This window comes from Kitasatospora albolonga (genome assembly GCF_039535905.1).
GTDB classification, from domain to species: domain Bacteria; phylum Actinomycetota; class Actinomycetes; order Streptomycetales; family Streptomycetaceae; genus Kitasatospora; species Kitasatospora albolonga.
The window spans coordinates 70,311-87,879 of sequence record NZ_BAAAYB010000086.1; the positions used below are offsets into that span (position 1 = coordinate 70,311).

The following is a 17,569-nucleotide window of genomic DNA, read 5'->3' on the forward strand; positions in this document are numbered from 1 at the left end:
CAGGCCCGCCCGCCTCCGGGAGCAACCTCCGTGCCGCCGGTGGCGTTGGGCCCGGTGTGCGTCCGCCCTCCCGTCCGCCTTCCCGTCCGCCCTCCCGTCTCCCCTCCCTCACCGGCCTGCGGTTCTGGGCCGCCCTGCTGGTGGTGCTCTACCACCTCTCCCGCCAGCTGGGCGAGCTTCCGCTGATCAGTCCGCTGGTCTGGTACGGGCGCAGCGGGGTGACCTTCTTCTTCGTGCTCTCCGGTGCGGTGCTGGCCTGGACGTACGACGGGGCCCGGGTGCCGGTGCACGTCTTCCTGCGCCGCCGGCTGGCCCGGATCTGGCCGCTGCACGCGCTCAGCACCGCGCTCTCGCTGGCCGCCTACGCGGCGATCGGCGCCGCCGTGCCGGTGGGTGCCGCGCTCTGGTCGCTGCCGCTGCTGCACGCCTGGCTGCCGGCCACGGCCAAGGGCGGGAACCCGGCGAGCTGGTCGCTCGGGGACGAGGCCTGGTTCTACCTGCTCCTCCCGTTCCTGCTCGCGCTGCTGACGGGGCGCCGGCTGCGGGCGGTGGCGGTGGCGTGTCTGCTGAGCGGCCCGCTGCTCTGGTTCGCCGGTGCGGCGGTGGACGATACGGCGCTGCGCAGTTGGCTGCTGGACTACCTGCCGCTCACCCGGACGCCGCAGTTCCTGCTCGGGGTGGTGCTCGGCCTGGCACTCCGCCGGGGCACCGCACCCCGGGTGCCGCTGCTCCCGGCCGGGCTGGCGGTGCTCGCCTTCCACGCCGCGCTGGTCCCCTGGCACCTGGCCGTGCCGGACCAGCGCTGGTACGGACCGTGGTGCGCCTCGCAGTTGCTCGCCGCGCCGCTCTTCGCCGCGCTGATCGCGGCCGCCGCGCAGGCCGACCTGAACGGCCGGCGGGCCTTCGGGCAGCGGCCGCTGGTCCGGCTCGGCGAGTGGTCCTTCGCCTGGTACCTGGTGCACGAGATCGGCTTCCGCTGCTGGCTCGCGGCGTACGGCCGCCCGGACGGGACCGCGGTGCTGCTCGGCGTCTGGCTGCTGCTGGCGGGCGGCTCGCTGGCGCTGGCCGCGGCCCTCTTCCGGTACGTGGAACGGCCGTTGGAGCGGGCCCTGCGCGCGGGCCCGGTCGTGCGACTGCCGCGCCCCCGCCGGGATTCGGCGAAGGCGCGGCAGCGGAGCGCGGTCTGACGGGTCAGTCCTTCGGGGCCAGGCCCTCCTGCGACTCGTCCATGTTCACGTAGGCGTAGAAGACGCCCAGGTTGTAGCCGTCCTCGTCGGTGTCGACGGTGGCGGTGATGTCCGTGTCGCCGTTGCGCAGGATCTTCGAGATGTCCCACCGGTTGGAGTCGTAGCCGAAGTTGTTCCGGTTGTACGGCACCCGGACGAACTGGTCGGCCGGCGTCAGCTCCTCGATGGTGGAGTTGAACGCGTCCTTGGAGAAGTGGTTCTGGTCGGTGAACTCGGTCTTCGGGCCGTTGGTGGACTTGGCGTAGAAGGTGTCGCCGGTCCACTTGAGGTCACCGTCGTAGACCACGTAGCCGAGCTTGGCCTGGATCGGGCCGGTCGCCGGGGTGACCAGGCCGTCGAGCTTGAGGCTGATCTCCGGGCTGTTCGGCAGCTCGGGGACGAAGCCGTCCCAGAGGTGGATGTGGCGCAGCGGCTTGCAGTCGTTCTCGTAGGCCACCACGATCGTCCAGCCGCCCCAGCTGTGCGGCTTCACCACGGAGTCCATGTTGGCCACGGTGTAGGTGCCGTTGCCGTGCTTCTTCACCATGTCGGTGATGTCGGCCGAGGCCTGGTAGCTGCTCTCGGCCTCGGTGGTGATGTAGCCGATGCTCGGCTGCTGGTTCTCGATGTTGGTGTACTGCGCGTCGCCCGGGAGCTTGAGGTAGACCTCGTCGATCTGGCTCTGCGGCAGCACCACGTCGTCGATGCCCCGGGTGCCGCCCCAGTACAGGCGGGCGTACTTGACCTTGGAGCCCTCGATCAGGTTCAGGTCGGCGGAGCTGGCGGAGTAGATCTCGTCGCCCTCCGGACCGATCGAACCGGGATCGATGTTGATGTACTTCATGTGGTAGTTGTTGTTGATCGGACGCGAGCCCTCGCCCGTCCGGGCCTGCTCGCAGGGCGGCTGGTTCGGGTCGACCGGCGGCTTGGTCTCGTCGCAGGTCATCAGCGAGTTGCTGATCCGGGTGATCGAACCGTGGAACAGGCCGTCGAAGCGGGTCTTCATCGGCAGGACGTTCTGCTCGATCGTGTCACCGTGCCCGGGGGAGCGGCGCCCGTCGCCGGAGCCGCGCGCGTCGGCGGACGGCAGGGTCATCATCTGGCCGGCGACGGCGACCAGGGCCGCGCTGGCGATGGCGAGTCGGCGCGCGGTGCGGCGCTTCCCGGTGGCACGGCTGACGGTGGAGGGCATGGGTACCTCTCGGTTCAGGCGGCCGGGCGCGAGGCGCACCCCCGCCGACGTTCTGGGGTTGACGCCACCCATCGGAACACAACTCTCCGCAACATTCCCGTCACGTACCGCCATCAGGGGGGACGACCGCAACCTCGCACTGACCACCCGTCAACTCCTCACCCGGCCGGGCTATCCGCGCCGCCCCAGCAGCCCGTACCCTCACCCGAACGGACTGATCAGGACGGGGGTGCGGTGACCGTGACGGGCCATCAGGACACACCCCGGGACGCCGTCCCGGGCGGCCCCGCGGCGGACGCACCACCCGCCACCACCCCGGCGGACGCGCCTCCGCCCCCGCCGCCCGTCCCCGCCGTCGAGCCCACCCGCGACCCCGCCCCCGCGCACCGGCTCCCGACCGTCTGGACCAGGGCCACCGGTGCGCTCGCCGCCCTGGCCACCCTCGGCCACCTGCTCTCGGCCGCCCTGACGCCCTGGCAGCCCTCGGTCCGCCCGCTCCCGCTCGCCCTCCTCGCCGCCGGCGCCGCAGCCACCGCCTCCTGGGTGGCCGCAAGCTGGTTCGCCCCGGCCGCCCCCTCCCCCGTCCCCTCCCCCCGCTCGCCCTGGCCGCGCGCCGCGCGCCACGCGGTGGTCGCCGGACTCTCGGTCGGCGCGGCCCTCTCCCTCTTCGCCCCGTTCGGCCCCACCGCCGCCCGGGTCTGCCTCGGCCTCGCCCTCCTCGCCGCCGCAATCACCCTCGTGGGAAGCCCAGTTCACCGGTCACGAACCCGACTCGCCCCGGTCAACCGCGAACTCCGCCTGCTGGCCACCGCCTACCTGGCCGCCTGGCCCACCGCCTGGAGCGCCTACCAGCTGCTCTTCCCCGGCGACGGCCCGCTGCCCGTGCTGACCCGGCTCGGCCAACTCCTCCTCGTCCCGTCCGTCGGCGCCATCGTCCTGACCGGCCTCCTCACCCTCGGCACCGCCGTCCACGGCCTCGTCCGCCGCCTCCTCGGCCACGACAACTGACCTGCCGCACACCGTTCTTGACCATCCGTTCACCTCCACCGCCTGGCCACCTCCACCCCCGGTCCGTATCCTCGCCCGGACGGACCGACGACCGGCACGGGGGAGCACGGGTCATGACGGCTGACCAGAGCGGCACGCCCAGGGACGCGGCCACCACCGAGCCGCCGCCCGAGCACCAGGAGCGCACCGGACTCCGCAGCCCCACCGTCTGGACCCGTGCCACCGGAGCCGTCACCCACCTCGCCTTCCTCGCCTACCTGGTGGCGATCCTGCTGGAGCCGTGGCGCCCCGGCGTCCGGACGCTCCCGCTCACCCTGCTCGGCCTGGGCGTGCTGTGCGGCCTGCTCTGGCTGGTCGCGGGCAGTCTGGCGCCCAGGAGCGACGTGTTCCCCGAGGTGGCCGAGGCCACGGCGCCGCCGACCGCCGCCGACCTGGTGGCCGTCCAGACCGCGGCGAACGCCGTCGAACGACGACGGGCTCCCTGGTACTTCGCCGTGGCACTGCCGCTGGTGGCGCTGGTACCCGCCCTGTTCGTGCCGTTCAGCGGCGCGCACCCCGAAGTCTCGGCCCGTCAGGCCGAGTTGGTGGCGGCGGGGGCGCAGTGGGGCGAGTACGTGCTCCTCCCGCCGGAGGAGAACGGCGACCGCCTGCCCGCCTACCGCTCCGACCAGGACTACCGGTTCGCGCCGGTCGCCAGCACCCCCGGGGAACCGTTCGGCACGGCGCAGTCCAGGTCGCTGGCCGGCGTCGAGGTCGACCACCGGGTCCGCCTGCTCACCGCCCCGGGCCAGGCGCCCCTGGCCGCCCCGGCACTCGACGAGGCCACCGAACCCGCGCCGATCGAGCGGACGGCCGTCCGGGTCTGGATCGGGATCGTGCTGCTCGGCACCGTGATCTCGGGCGCGTCCTGGACCGGGCTCGGCGGGAGCCGGGCCGTGGAGCGGATCGAGGAGTTCTACGCGACCGGCCCGCAGTGGCACCGCATCCGGGTCACCGGGAAGACCGTCACCCGCGACCTGCCCGAGGAGGAGATCGACCGCAACGTCGACGGCGCTCCCACCACCACCGAGGAGTGCCTGCACCTCGACCTGGCCGGCAGCACCGGGCACCTGCTCTACCTCGGCGACCGCCCACCACAGGGCCTCGCCTGGCTGGGCCTGTGGCCCGAGCTCCGCTCCGGCACCGGGTCACCCCGCGCCTTCCACACCGCACTGATCGTCCCGGACCGCCACGGCTCGTACTGGGGAACGGTCCGGCCACCACTGCCGACCCCCGTCGACGCCCCGGCCCCGCGGCCCCGCCCCGTCCGACCCGACCCGGCGCACGCCTCCCTGGACGTCGACAGCCGCCTGGCCCTCGCCGTCCTGGCCCTCTGGCCGATCGGCTGGACCGCCTACCACCTCCTCTCCCCCACCGACGGCACCCTCCCCGCCTGGCCCGCCGTCGCCCAGCTCACCCTCTTCCCGCTCGCCTTCTTCCTCGCGCTGGTGGTCCTTCTCGGCATCGGCACGGGGCTGCACTCCCTCTACGAGCGGATCTTCGGCTGACCCCCGGCAGGCTGACGTCCCCTCACCCGTCATCCGACCGGGGGATCCACGCCGGGTGGGGGGCAAACGACCCGTCTTCTCGTCCTCAGGGATTATGCGTCCGGGCATTTACGGCTGACAGGATTTCGACGTCGGGGGGCGGGGATATCGGCATGAATCCCGGACTCTTCCCGATCCGATGGGTAAAGTCCGGGCAATGAGGGGGTATGGGGACGTGCAAGCGCACGATCGGAGCGACGGACCGGAGATCCTGGTCTCCGCCCAGGGGCTGGGGAAGCGCTTCGGCCGCCGGACCGTCCTCGACGACGTGTCACTGGACCTCCCGGCCGGGACGGTCACCGGCTTCCTCGGCGCCAACGGCTCGGGCAAGACCACGGCCATCCGCCTGATGCTCGGCCTGGCCACCGGTCCGGGCCGCACCCTCTACTTCGGCAAGCCCCTCGGGGCCCACCGCGCCCCCGCCCGGATCGTCGGCGCCGTCCTCGGCGGCGTCGCCGGGCACCCCTCCCACACCGTGCGCACCCACCTGCGCGCGGTCGCCGCCGGGATCGGCGTCGCGACCCCGCGGGTGGACGAAGTCCTGTCCCTGGTCGGTCTGTCGGAGGCCGCGGGCCTGCGCCTCAAGGCGCTCTCGCTCGGCATGGCGCAACGGGTCGGCATCGCCCAGGCCCTGCTCGGCGACCCGGCCGTGCTGGTCCTGGACGAGCCGGCCAACGGCCTGGACCCGCACTCCCTGACCTGGCTGCGCGGCTTCGTGCGCGACCTCGCCCGCTCGGGGAAGGCGGTCCTGATCTCCAGTCACCTGCTGGGCGAGATGGAGCAGACGGCCGACCGGGTCGTGGTGCTCGCCCACGGCCGGGTGGTGGCCACCGGAGCCGTCGGCGAACTCACCGCGCGCGCCTCGGGGTTCGTCACCGTCGAGAGCCCGCGGGCCGCCCGCCTCGCCGAACTGGCCACCGAGGCCGGCGCCCGGGTGCGCCCGCAGGACGGCGCGGACCCGACCGGCACCCGGCTGGGCGTCGAGGGCCTGGACCGCTTCCAGGTCGGCGAGCTGGCGGCCCGTCACGGCATCGCCCTCTCCTGGCTCGACGAGCGCCGCCCCACCCTCGAAGACTTCTACCTCTCCGTGGCCGACGAGGAGTTCCGGATCCGATGAGCACCACGATCACCCCGCCCCCGGCCGTCTCGAGGGGGGCGGCGCTCCGCCGTGCCACCGCCTACGAGTACCGCCACCTGGCGGGGCTGCGCTCCACCTGGGTGGTGCTCGCCGTCGCCCTGGTGCTCGGCATCGGCAACGGCGTGGACCTGGGCTTCACCGACGCCCCCACCCCCGCCCTCGCCGCCGACGCACTCCAGTGGCAGCCCGTCGCCATGCAACTTCCTCTGCTCGCACTGCTGTTGATCGCCTTCGGCACCGGCCCGGTCGGCTCCGACCTCGCCCGGGGCGCGGCCCGGACCACCTGGCTGGTGGCCGCCTCGCGCGGCACCGCGTTCGCGGCCAAGCTCCTGGTCGGCGCCGCCGTCTGCGCGGCGACCGCGGCGGCACTCGCCCTGCTCGCGGCGGCGGCCGCCGCGACCACCCTCGCCCTGCGCGGCACCGCCCAGCCGGACTGGGCGGCCTGCGTCCCGGCCGTGCTCCGCTACCTGCTGGTGATGGCCTGCTGGCCCGTGCTGGCGGCCTCGACCGCCGCGATCGTCCGCAACCGTGCGGCCACCGTCCTGCTCCTGGTGGGCTGGCCGCTGCTCGGCGAACGGCTGGTCGGCGCGCTGCTGGGGCGGCTGCTCGACGCGGACGGGCTGGGCGGGTGGCTCCCGTTCGCCGCCGCCCGCGCCGCGATGGCCGGCACCTCCGACGAGGCGCCCCAGGACGGCTTCACCCGGGCCCTGTTGGGCAGCGAACTCTCCCCGGCCGCCGGACTGTCGGTGTTCCTCGCATTCACCGCCGCGACGGCACTGGCCGGCGCCTTCGCCTACCGGCGACGGGACGCCTGACCGTCCCCCGAAGACTTCCCGGAAACGGCCGAGCGGCCGGATTCCGGGGGACCGAGAAAAAGAAACAGGGGGAAGAGGGCAGCGGGGGCGGGCCAAGTTTCCACGCCTCGCCCGCGATCCCGCACGCCCTCCCCGCTTGACGCACCTACGGAGTTTACGTGAACCGCAAGCACATCCGTCTGGCCGCCGCCTCTGCCCTCGCGGCCGTCGCCCTCGGCGTCGCCGCCCCGGCCGCCAACGCCGCCGAGGCCCACCGCGCCCCGGCCACCGCCGTCGCCCTCCAGCAGGCCGACACCGCCCGCCTGATCACCCTGATCCAGCAGAGCCCGGCCGCTGCCACCAACGGTGAGGCCGGCCTCACCGCGGCCGAGCTCACCGAGCTGCGGAACCTCCAGAACCAGCAGGTCCAGTACGGCAGCCCGAAGGCCGAGGCCATCAAGGCGCTGCTCAAGAAGTCGGGCTCGCTGTTCAAGGCCGGCATCCGCGCCGCCAAGAACGGCGCCGACGCCTACCGCAAGTGGGTCGACAGCCTCTCCAACCTCAACCCGCTGAAGTGGACCCTCAAGGCCCTGCCGGGCGCGGTCCAGCTGGAGGTCATCGACTGGCTCGCCAAGCAGATCGGCTGATCCCCTTCTGAGGAACAGGAGTTGAGCATGGACAAGACGCCTTCGCAGAAGCACGCCGACACCGTCTGGGGAGCCGCAGTCCTCCCGGTGCTCGCCGGCTGGATCACCTTCCACCTGCTGCCGGACGACAACGCCCCGGGGTGGATCCTCTACGCCGTCGGCGCGGCCGCGACCGCGCTCGCACACGGCTGGTTCGCCCTCCGCAGGCGCCCCCCGGGCGTCGGCGGGGTGGTCGTGCCCGTCCTGTACGTCCTGCTCGGCTCCCTGTTCTGGCTCACCCAGACCTGACCGACCCGAGGGAACGAGAAACCCCGCATGAAGACCCGTCACCTACGGATCGCGGCCGCCACGGCCCTGGCCGCCGTCGCCATCGGCGTCGCCGCCCCGGCCGCCAACGCCGCCGACCACACCCGCACGTCGGCCGCCTCCACCGCCCCCGTCACCCTGACGGCACCTCAGGCCCGGGCCGTCCTGGCCTCCCCCGAGCTGCGCCCGCACCTCGACGCCACCGACCGCACCCTGCTCCGGGCCGTCGCCGACGGCAACGCCACCCCGGAGCTCCAGCGCGGCGCCGCCTCCTCCGCCGCCAAGGCCGCCCTGGCCGCCCTCAAGAAGGCCGGCGGCAAGCTCTGGTCCGGCGCCAAGTCCGCCGCCGCCAAGGGCTACCCCGCCTTCAAGCAGTGGCTCGACGGCCTCCCCTGGTACCACCCCGTCCGCATCGCCATCGCCGCCCTCGGCGGCGAGGGCATCAAGCAACTCATCGACCTGATCAACAACAGCTGACCCCCACGGCTCACAGCACTTCGGCCCGTTCCCCTGCGGCGTTTCGCCGCCGGGGAACGGGCCGAAGCTCAGGCCTGACGCGAGGTCAGAGCACCTGGAGGTTCTTGCGGAGCTCGAAGGGGGTGACCTCGGAGCGGTACTCCTCCCACTCCTGGCGCTTGTTGCGCAGGAAGAAGTCGAAGACGTGCTCGCCCAGCGTCTCCGCCACGAGCTCGCTGCGCTGCATCAGGTCGATGGCCTCGCCGAGGTTCTGCGGCATCGGCTGGATCCCGAGCGCCCGCCGCTCCGCGTCCGTCAGCGCCCAGACGTCGTCGTCGGCGCCCGGAGGAAGCTCGTAGCCCTCCTCGATGCCCTTGAGGCCGGCGGCCAGGGTCACCGCGTACGCCAGGTACGGGTTGCACCCGGTGTCCAGCGAGCGGACCTCGATCCGCGTCGAGCCCTGCTTGCCGGGCTTGTACATCGGCACCCGGATCAGCGCGGAGCGGTTGTTGTGGCCCCAGCAGATGTACGACGGCGCCTCGCCGCCCGCACCGGCCGTGCGCTGCGAACCGCCCCAGATGCGCTTGTAGGAGTTGACCCACTGGTTGGTGACGGCGGCGGTCTCCGCCGCGTGCTTCAGCAGGCCCGCGATGAACGAGCGCCCCACCTTGGAGAGTTGGTACTCCGCGCCGGACTCGTGGAAGGCGTTCCGGTCGCCCTCGAAGAGGGAGACGTGCGTGTGCATCCCGGAGCCGGGGTGCTGCGAGAACGGCTTCGGCATGAAGCTGGCGTGCACGCCCTGCTCCAGCGCGACCTCCTTCATGACCAGGCGGAAGGTCATGATGTTGTCGGCCGTGGAGAGCGCGTCCGCGTACCGGAGGTCGATCTCCTGCTGGCCGGGGGCGCCCTCGTGGTGGGAGAACTCCACCGAGATGCCCATCGACTCCAGCATGGTGATGGCCTGTCGGCGGAAGTCGTGGCCGACACCGCGCGGGGTGTGGTCGAAGTAGCCGGACTGGTCGGCGGGGATCGGCGGGGTGCCGTCGCCGGGGAGGTCCTTGAGGAGGAAGAACTCGATCTCGGGGTGGGTGTAGAAGGTGAAGCCGAGGCTGGAGGCCTTCTCCAGGGTGCGCTTCAGCACGTACCGCGGGTCGGCGTACGAGGGCGAGCCGTCCGGCATCATGATGTCGCAGAACATCCGGGCGGTGCCGGGAGTCTCCGAGCGCCACGGCAGGATCTGGAACGTGGTCGGGTCCGGCTTGGCGATCATGTCGGACTCGTAGACCCGGGCGAAGCCCTCGATCGCCGAGCCGTCGAAGCCGATCCCCTCCTCGAAGGCCTGCTCCAGCTCGGCCGGCGCCACGGCGACCGACTTGAGGAACCCGAGCACGTCGGTGAACCACAGCCGGACGAAACGGATGTCACGCTCTTCGAGCGTACGAAGCACGAACTCCTGCTGCTTGCCCATGGGGACAGTCTCACCTCTGCTCTTTACGTCCGTGTTACGCCCGGTCGTCCGCCCGTAGCGGCCCGGCAACGAATGCCCCCATCATGTCGGATCTTCGTCCGGAGTCCAGCCCGGGATGCGTCGGATCCGGGGCGCGCCGTCACTCCGGCGATTCCCCGAGGTCCACCGGCCGCGGGAGGCCGCGCTCGGCGACGATCCTGTCCATCTCGTCTGCGAAGGCGTCGTCGAGCACGGGTCCCGTTCGCAGCAGGTACTCGGCGAAGGACACCTCGTCCCCCATGAGTGGACCGCTCTCCGGATCGTGGTGCTCCTGCGAAACCATCCCAGCCTCCTCCGCCCGACCCACCCATCCTGCACCGTGGCGAGGACCACAGCAGACATAGCGTCAGTTAGACGATAAGGTGGGGTCATGCCGAATCTGCGTATCGCCCTCTGCCAGACCGACCCCTGGGTCGGTGACATCGAGCGCAACTGCGAGGAGGTGGTGCGCTGGGCCAGGCGGGCCGCCGAGGGCGGGGCTCAGCTGGTGGCGTTCCCGGAGATGGTGGTGACGGGGTATCCGGTGGAGGACCTGGCGTTGCGCGGGTCGTTCGTCAACGCTTCGCGGGAGGCGCTCGCCCGGCTGGCCGGGACGCTGGCCGAGGAAGGGCTCGGGGAGCTGCCCGTGGTGGTCGGATACCTGGGGCGGTCCACCGAGGCGTGGCGCGGGCGCCCCGCCGGGTCGCCGCAGAACTGTGCGGCGGTGCTGCACCGCGGCGAGGTGAAGGGCCGCTTCGCCAAGCACCACCTCCCCAACTACGGGGTCTTCGACGAGCACCGCTACTTCGTCCCCGGCGACCAGCTGCCGGTCCTGCGCCTGCACGGGGTGGACGTGGCCCTCGCCATCTGCGAGGACATCTGGCAGGACGGCGGCCGCGTCCAGGCGGCGCGGGAGGCCGGGGCGGGGCTGCTGCTCGTCCTGAACGGGTCGCCGTACGAGCGGGAGAAGGACGACACCCGCCTCGCCCTGGTCCGCAAGCGCGCGCGGGAGGCCGGCTGCACGCTGGCGTACGTGAACATGGTCGGCGCCCAGGACGAGCTGGTCTTCGACGGGGACTCCCTCGTCGTCGACGCGCAGGGCGAAGTCCTGTCCCGCGCACCGCAGTTCGAGGAGCACCTGCTGCTCGCCGACCTGGAGCTCCCGGCGGCCACCGACGCCACCGACGGTCTGCTGCTGAACGACGGCCTGCGCCTGGCCCGCACCGACCTCGGCGGCACCCCCGAGGACCGGAAACCGACGGGGCGTCAGACGCCCGCACCCCGGCTCGGCGACGAGGCCGAGGTGTACCAGGCGCTGGTCGAGGGCACCCGGGCGTACGTCCGCAAGAACGGCTTCCGCTCGGTGCTGATCGGGGTCTCCGGCGGGATCGACTCCGCACTGGTGGCGGCGATCGCCACCGACGCGCTCGGCGGGGAGAACGTGCACGGCGTCTCGATGCCGAGCCGGTACTCCTCGCAGCACTCCCGCGACGACGCCGCCGAGCTGGCCCGCCGCACCGGGCTGCACCTGCGCACGATCTCGATCGCCCCGATGTTCGACGCCTACACCGCCGCCACCGAGCTGACCGGGCTGGCGGAGGAGAACCTCCAGTCCCGCCTGCGCGGCACCCTGCTGATGGCGGTCTCCAACCAGGAGGGCCACCTCGTCCTCGCGCCGGGCAACAAGAGCGAGCTGGCGGTCGGCTACTCGACCCTCTACGGCGACTCGGTCGGCGCGTACGGGCCGATCAAGGACGTCTACAAGACCCTGGTCTTCCGCCTCGCCCAGTGGCGCAACGCGGCGGCGCTCGAACGCGGCGAGCAGCCGCCGATCCCGGAGAACACCATCGCCAAGCCGCCCTCCGCCGAGCTGCGGCCGGACCAGGTGGACACCGACTCGCTCCCCGACTACGAGCTGCTGGACGCCGTGCTCGACCTCTACGTGGAGGGCGACCAGGGGCGGGACGCGATCGTCGCGCGGGGGTACGACCCGGCCGTGGTGGACCGGATCGTCCGGCTGGTCGACACCGCCGAGTACAAGCGGCGCCAGTACCCGCCGGGCCCGAAGGTCTCCCCCAAGGGCTTCGGCCGCGACCGCCGGCTGCCCGTCACCAACCGCTGGCGCCAGGGCTGAGAGCGGGAGCGACGGGCGAAACCGGGGTGCGGGGGCGGCCGGGGCTCTGCGAGCATGCACGGATGTCCGAGCAGCTCGAAGCCCTGGTCCTCCGGAACACCCACCGCATCCCCGTCCCCACCGGCCCGCTGGGCCAAGGGGCCACCGTCACGGGGCAGTTGGACGCGGCGCTGCTCTCGGTCGGCTTCAAGCTGTCGGCCGAGCTGTTCGGGCACCTGGCGCAGCTGGACGCGGAGGCGGTGGCCGGCACCGGGGCCCGCACCCTGGCCACCGTCCGCGGCCTGGTCGGCGACCACGTCCGGCACAACAGCTACTTCGTCGACTTCCCGGCGAACGTGCCGGACACGGCGGAGTTCTGGGCGTTCTGCCTGTCCCGGGCCCTGGAGGAGGACGGCGGGCGTCTGCTCCAGCGGCTCGGCGTCGGGTCGGTCAACCTGCTGGACCTCCCGGACTACGGCAGGTACCGGCACCGCTACGAGGAACTCCTCGCCAAGCACGCCGAGTTGATCGCGGGGGCCACCGACCGGGTGACCGTCCTGCACCTCGGCGGGCCGCTCCGCGACGAACGGACGGCGCTCTACCTGGCCCTGGCCGGCAGCACCACCCCGCTCGGCCCGGACGGGCTGCGCGACCTCGCCGTGCTCGCCCCGCTCTGCACCGACGGGCCCCAGCCCGACGCCATCCCGGTCCGGGAGAACCGGGCAGTGGTCAACCGGGCCCGCCTGCACGCGGGTTCGGCCCTGGAGCTGGACACCGTCACCGACGTGCTCCGGCTGGCCTGCGTGCTCTCCGACGGAGACCCGACCCTCACCGAACCCACCCGGCTGCGCGGGCTGCGCCGCCCGGTGCGCCGCGCCCTGCTGGCCGGGCTGGACGCGGTGGTGGCGGCCGAGCCCGCCAAGCTGGCGGACGTGCACCCGCACCGTGAGCAGTTCAAGCGCCTGGGTGAGCGGCTCCACCCGCACGAGTACCCCCGGTGGCCGCACGCCGCCCGGGTGTTCGCGGTCGCGCGCGGCGAGGAGCGGGCCCCGACCCTGAACGGCCGGACCGAGGCGCTGCTCGCCGACGGCGACGCCGGCGGGGCGGCCCGCCTGCTGGCCACGGCCGCACCCGGCCGGCTCTTCCGGGCGCTGGACCACCTGCTGACCGCCTGCCCCGACGAGGAGGAGCGCGAGGCCGTGCTGGCCGCCGCCGAGCGGGCCGCACCGCAGGTCTCCGGCCGGGTCCTGCTCTCGCTCCGGGAGCACCTGCTGAACCGGACCCGGCCCGACCGGGCCAAGCGGGTGTTCACCAACCGCCTGGGCCGCGCCTGGGTCGCCGACGACCACCGCCCCGGGCTGCCGGAGACGGCCGGGGACCGGCTCGCGGCGCTGCTGGACCGGGAGACCCGCCGACGGCTCCCGCACCCCGCTCACCTGCTGCTCGACCCGGCCGTGCTGGACGTCGCGGTGCCGCTCGGTGGCAAGGCGACCTCCAGCGGGGTCGGCGTGCTGCCCCGGGGGTCGGTCTCCAGGGTCGAGGGCGAGTTGCTGCGCTTCTTCGTGTACTGGCACCAGGCCCGGACCAGCACCGACTTCGACCTGTCGGCGCTGCTGCTGGACGAGAAGTACGGCACCCTGGGCTGGCTCTCGTACACCGAGCTGACGAGCCTGGAGGGCGAGCACTCGGGCGACGTCACGGACGCCAGGGACGGCGCCTCGGAGTTCATCAACCTCCGCCTCGGCGCGGTGCGCGGCACGTACATCGTGCCGCAGGTGAACATCTACGACGGCGAGGGCTTCGAGCAGGTCAAGGAGTCGTTCTTCGGCTACATGCTGCGCGAGGCCGAGCAGCAGGGCCGGCCCTTCGAGGCGCGCACCGTCCGGATGAAGTCCGAGCTGCGCGGCCCCGGCCGGGTCGCCCTGCCGCTGGTCTTCCTGCGCGATCCGGACGGCACCTGGTGGGCGAAGTGGCTGCACCTGCACCTCAAGGGCCGCCCGCACGCCAACCAGGTCGAGGGCAACCGGGTCTCGGTGGCCACCCTGGTGCGCGGCGCGGTGGAGCGGCGGTACCTGACGGTGCGCCACCTCACCGGACTGATGGACGCGGTGACCACCACCCTCTGGGACGGCGCCACCGTCCCGGACGGGCCGGTCACCTTCGTCGGGCTGGAGCGGCCCGAGGGCCTGCACCCGGACTCCACCGTCGTCACGCCGGAAAACCTGCGTGATCTGATCCCCGCCTGACTGCTAGCGTGGCCGCGGCGGCGAGGCCATGGACGGGCTTCCTTCTCATCTTCCAATGAACTAGTCCGTCCGCTCTCCTCGCCGCCACCGGAACGGCCCTCACAGCTTGAACGAGGCGGCCACCGCCCGGTGGTCGCTGCCGCTCCTCGGCAGCAGCCAGGAGTCGGTGGCGGTCAGCTTCCCCCCGCTGAGCACGTGGTCGATCCGGACCATCGGGAAGGCCGCCGGGAAGGTGAAGCCGAAGCCCTGGCCGGCCGTCTCCTGAGCCGACGTCAGCTGCTCGGTGAGCGGGTCGAACGCACGGTCCGTCAGACTCCCGTTCAGGTCGCCCATCAGCAGCACCCTCTCCTCCGGCTCGCTCCGCAGGGCGGCGCTCAGCGCCTTGACGCTCTCGTTCCGCGGGTCGGCACCGAAGCCGCTGCGCGGGGTGACCCGGACGGAGTCCAGGTGGCCGTAGTAGACCGCCACCCGCCCCTTGGGCGTCTCCACCACCGCACGGGCCGCCGTGCCGATGTGCTGGATGCCGTCCTTCTCGACGAACCCGCCCGGCACGATCGGGTACTTGGACCACAGGCCGTCGGTGGTCGAGCCGCCCAGGTAGTAGGGGTAGGCGGAGGCCAGGCCCCGCCGGTACTCGCCGAGGGCGGCCGACTCCATCTCCTGGAGGGCGATCAGGTCGGCGCCCGAGTCCTTCAGGACCTTCAGCGTGCCGGCGTAGTCCACGTTGGCGGCCGCCACGTTGTGGCTCACCACCGTCAGGTCGCCCTTCCCGCTGCTGCCGTCCGCCAGCGCCCCGCCGTACATCGCCAGCCAGACCGCCCCGGGCAGCGCCGTCGCCACCAGCGCGGTGGCCGAGCGGCGCAGCAGCGCGCCGAGCAGCAGCGCGAGCACCAGCAGGCCGCTCCACGGCAGGAAGGTCTCGACGAAGCCGCCGAGGTTGCCGCCGTCGGGCAACAGCGAGTGCCCGGCCGTCACCAGCGCCGTCAGCACCGCCAGCCCGGCCAGGATCCGCCCCCGCCGCCAGCGGTTCTTCCGCCGCGCGGGCGGGGACGACGGCTGCGGGGCCTTCCTGGCCCGCACGGGTGCGCGGGTGTCCACCTGAGTCATTCATCCCCCTTGTGACGTTATGTCAGCGTTATGAGGGATCAGACGCCGCCGCGGTGCGGAAGGGTTCCTCAGTACCGGTACTCGGCCGCGATCGCCCGGTGGTCGCTGCCGTCGGCCGGGAGCACCCAGGAGTCGGTCGGGGTGAGGCCGCCCTTGCTGAGGATCTGGTCGATCCGCGCCATCGGGAAGCCGGAGGGCCAGCTGAAGCCGAAGCCGTCCCCGGCCGCGCCCTGGGCGGAGCGCATCTGGGAGGTGACGGGGGCGAGCGAGCGGTCGTTCATGGTGCCGTTGAGGTCGCCGAGCAGCAGCACCTTCTTCACCGGCTCGGCCTCGATCGCGTCACCGAGCGCCTGTGCGCTGACGTCCCGCCGCCCGGCGGTGAAGCCGCTGTCGAACTTCAGCCGGACCGAGGGCAGGTGGGCGACGTAGACGGCGAGCGGGCCCTGAGGGGTCGTCACGGTGGAGCGGAAGGCCCTGGTCCAGCCGATCTTGATGTCCACCACCCGGGTGTCGGAGATCGGGTACTTGGACCAGAGTCCGACGGTGCCCTCCACCACGTGGTACGGGTACGCCGCGGCCAGGCCCTTGCTGTAGGTGCGGACGCCGTCGGCGGCCAGCTCCTCCAGGGCGACGATCTGGGCGCCCGAGTCGTTGAGCAGCTTCACCGTGCCGGCCGGGTCGGTGTTGGCGGCGGCCACGTTGTGGCGTGAGCACGGTGAAGTCGCCCCGTCAGCGGTGTGGACCTGGGTCACGACATTGGGGCCCGGCCTTGACGACGGTCACCGGAACGATCCGGTTGTTCTCGTCCCAGACCTGGGTCATGCCGAGCTTCTCGCCCAGGATGCCCTTAATCTGCTTTGCCATCTTCGTCGCGCCTCTCAGAGCTTGATCTCGATGTCGACGCCGGCCGGAAGGTCGAGGCGCATCAGCGAGTCAACGGTCTTCGGGGTCGGGTCGAGGATGTCGATCAGACGCTTGTGAGTGCGCATCTCGAAGTGCTCGCGCGAGTCCTTGTACTTGTGCGGGCGAGCGGATGACGCAGTAAACGTTCTTCTCAGTGGGCAGCGGCACCGGGCCCGCGACCTGCGCACCAGTGCGAATGACGGTCTCGACGATCTTCTTCGCCGAGGAGTCAATCACCTCGTGGTCGTAGGCCTTGAGCCGGATGCGGATCTTCTGTCCCGCCATGGCTACTCAGTAGTCCTTTGTGTCGTCTGTTGCTTCTGCAGCCGGATTCGGCCGGGTGGCTTGGTCCGGTGGGCGCCCCCGGGTGGTTACCTTCTCCGACCCCCGCGCTCGGGCGTGTCGCCCTCTCGCTTGCAAGAAACCGGGAAGGTCACGCCTTCTCGGTCTCGGTACATCGGGGTCGGCGAGGTCTTGCACCCGCCAGGCGCCGGGTCGAGGCCCTGCCCACGCTTCCCGGAAGATTCCCGTACGTCCGCCCCGCAGCGTGCCGCGGTGTCGACTACACACCACTACGCCCACATACAGCACGTGGAATATGAACGGCCATCACGGGAACGACGAGTACCTGGGACTCGCTTCCAGTCCTCCCGGCGGGAGGCGCGCAGCATCGGGCAACTCAACCGAGCCAACTAGGACATCCTGCCACAATCGGCAGGTCGGATGCCAATCGGAGCAGCGCGTGATCCGCACCACGCGCCCCCCGCGGGCTCCAACTCAGGCCCGCTGTACGACAGTTCGGTCTCCGACCCGCAGCGGCTGCCACCAGTCGCGGTGCTCGCGGTACCAGCGGACGGTGTCGGCCAGGCCGGCCCGGAACTCCACCCGCGGCTGGTAGCCGAGCTCGGCGCGGGCCCGGGCGCCGTCCAGCGAGGTACCGCCGGTCGTGGCCCTTGCGGTCGGGGGCGCGGCGGACCGCCTCCCAACCGCGGCCGGTGCGGCCAGCAGCAGGCCGGTGAGCTCACGGTTGGTCAACTCGGTTCCCCCGCCCAGGTGGTAGACCCGGCCGGCCCGGCCGCGGGCCAGCGCCAGTTCGATGCCCCCGGGCAGTGGTCGTCCACGTGCAGCCAGTCCCGGACGTGACCGCCGTCGCCGTAGAGCGGGACGGTCCGGCCGTCCAGCAGCTCGGTGGCGAGAGCGGGATCAGCTTCTCCGGGAACTGGTACGGCCCGTAGGTGTTGGAGGAGCGGGTGACCACCACGTCCAGGCCGTGGGTGCGGTGGTAGGAGAGGGCGAGCAGGTCGCGGGCGGCCTTGGACCGGCTGGCCCTGACGCGGGACGTTCGGAGCTGCGAGCGGCCG

Annotated in this window: 14 protein-coding genes and 4 pseudogenes; 10 read left to right on the plus strand and 8 right to left on the minus strand. The window is 72.5% G+C overall.

Annotated elements, in window-relative coordinates:
• Positions 1 to 56 precede the first annotated feature (56 nt).
• On the plus strand, positions 57 to 1,187 hold the full coding sequence (locus ABD946_RS21350) for an acyltransferase family protein (protein ID WP_345285919.1): 1,131 nt from the start codon (positions 57 to 59) through the stop codon (positions 1,185 to 1,187).
• 4 nt (positions 1,188 to 1,191) lie between these two features.
• Here ABD946_RS21350 and ABD946_RS21355 read toward each other — a convergent pair whose 3' ends face one another.
• Positions 1,192 to 2,418, minus strand: coding sequence for a hypothetical protein (locus ABD946_RS21355; RefSeq protein WP_345285921.1), 1,227 nt, complete (start codon positions 2,416 to 2,418; stop codon positions 1,192 to 1,194).
• Positions 2,419 to 2,658: 240 nt separating this feature from the next.
• On the opposite strand from ABD946_RS21355, the gene ABD946_RS21360 reads away from it, so the two are divergent.
• The 7 genes from ABD946_RS21360 to ABD946_RS21390 all read left to right on the plus strand — a co-directional run bounded on the left by ABD946_RS21360 (position 2,659) and on the right by ABD946_RS21390 (position 8,374).
• Positions 2,659 to 3,426 (plus strand): hypothetical protein, encoded by a 768-nt coding sequence (locus ABD946_RS21360; RefSeq protein WP_345285923.1) that lies wholly within the window; start codon positions 2,659 to 2,661, stop codon positions 3,424 to 3,426.
• Between the two features lie 113 nt (positions 3,427 to 3,539).
• Positions 3,540 to 4,973: a hypothetical protein gene (locus ABD946_RS21365; RefSeq protein ID WP_345285925.1), complete on the plus strand. Its 1,434-nt coding sequence runs from the start codon at positions 3,540 to 3,542 to the stop codon at positions 4,971 to 4,973.
• Between the two features lie 214 nt (positions 4,974 to 5,187).
• Entirely contained in the window at positions 5,188 to 6,129 is a 942-nt protein-coding gene (locus ABD946_RS21370) for an ABC transporter ATP-binding protein (protein ID WP_345285927.1), read from the plus strand.
• Positions 6,126 to 6,965, plus strand: coding sequence for a hypothetical protein (locus tag ABD946_RS21375; protein WP_345285929.1), 840 nt, complete (start codon positions 6,126 to 6,128; stop codon positions 6,963 to 6,965). Before ABD946_RS21370 ends, ABD946_RS21375 begins: the two co-directional genes overlap by 4 nt.
• A gap of 158 nt (positions 6,966 to 7,123) precedes the next feature.
• On the plus strand, positions 7,124 to 7,591 hold the full coding sequence (locus ABD946_RS21380; protein WP_345285931.1) for a hypothetical protein: 468 nt from the start codon (positions 7,124 to 7,126) through the stop codon (positions 7,589 to 7,591).
• A 27-nt stretch (positions 7,592 to 7,618) separates the two neighbouring features.
• The gene (locus tag ABD946_RS21385) at positions 7,619 to 7,879 is read left to right on the plus strand and encodes a hypothetical protein (protein WP_345285933.1); all 261 of its coding nucleotides are present in this window, start codon (positions 7,619 to 7,621) and stop codon (positions 7,877 to 7,879) included.
• Between the two features lie 27 nt (positions 7,880 to 7,906).
• Complete coding sequence (locus ABD946_RS21390; RefSeq protein ID WP_345285934.1) at positions 7,907 to 8,374, plus strand: hypothetical protein; 468 nt, start codon at positions 7,907 to 7,909, stop codon at positions 8,372 to 8,374.
• 85 nt (positions 8,375 to 8,459) lie between these two features.
• Here the strand turns inward: ABD946_RS21390 and glnA are convergent, their stop codons facing one another.
• Positions 8,460 to 9,821, minus strand: coding sequence for a type I glutamate--ammonia ligase (glnA, locus tag ABD946_RS21395; RefSeq protein WP_345285936.1), 1,362 nt, complete (start codon positions 9,819 to 9,821; stop codon positions 8,460 to 8,462).
• 139 nt (positions 9,822 to 9,960) lie between these two features.
• Positions 9,961 to 10,143, minus strand: coding sequence for a hypothetical protein (locus tag ABD946_RS21400; protein WP_345285938.1), 183 nt, complete (start codon positions 10,141 to 10,143; stop codon positions 9,961 to 9,963).
• A gap of 87 nt (positions 10,144 to 10,230) precedes the next feature.
• Here ABD946_RS21400 and ABD946_RS21405 point away from each other — a divergent pair, with 87 nt between their 5' ends.
• Together ABD946_RS21405 and ABD946_RS21410 are read left to right on the plus strand one after the other, a co-directional pair.
• Entirely contained in the window at positions 10,231 to 11,973 is a 1,743-nt protein-coding gene (locus tag ABD946_RS21405; protein ID WP_345285940.1) for an NAD+ synthase, read from the plus strand.
• A gap of 62 nt (positions 11,974 to 12,035) precedes the next feature.
• Positions 12,036 to 14,198 (plus strand): TerD family protein, encoded by a 2,163-nt coding sequence (locus ABD946_RS21410; RefSeq protein WP_345285942.1) that lies wholly within the window; start codon positions 12,036 to 12,038, stop codon positions 14,196 to 14,198.
• 99 nt (positions 14,199 to 14,297) lie between these two features.
• On the opposite strand, the gene ABD946_RS21415 is transcribed toward ABD946_RS21410, so the two are convergent.
• The 5 genes and pseudogenes from ABD946_RS21415 to ABD946_RS21435 all read right to left on the minus strand — a co-directional run.
• Positions 14,298 to 15,305 (minus strand): endonuclease/exonuclease/phosphatase family protein, encoded by a 1,008-nt coding sequence (locus ABD946_RS21415; RefSeq protein ID WP_345285944.1) that lies wholly within the window; start codon positions 15,303 to 15,305, stop codon positions 14,298 to 14,300.
• 68 nt (positions 15,306 to 15,373) lie between these two features.
• Positions 15,374 to 16,031: pseudogene (locus tag ABD946_RS21420) on the minus strand (endonuclease/exonuclease/phosphatase family protein); the annotation flags it as partial.
• A 2-nt stretch (positions 16,032 to 16,033) separates the two neighbouring features.
• Positions 16,034 to 16,169 (minus strand): annotated as a pseudogene (gene rplC, locus ABD946_RS21425) (50S ribosomal protein L3); the annotation flags it as partial.
• A 14-nt stretch (positions 16,170 to 16,183) separates the two neighbouring features.
• Positions 16,184 to 16,493, minus strand: a pseudogene (gene rpsJ / locus ABD946_RS21430) (30S ribosomal protein S10).
• A 492-nt stretch (positions 16,494 to 16,985) separates the two neighbouring features.
• Positions 16,986 to 17,569, minus strand: a pseudogene (locus tag ABD946_RS21435) (dTDP-glucose 4,6-dehydratase); the annotation flags it as partial.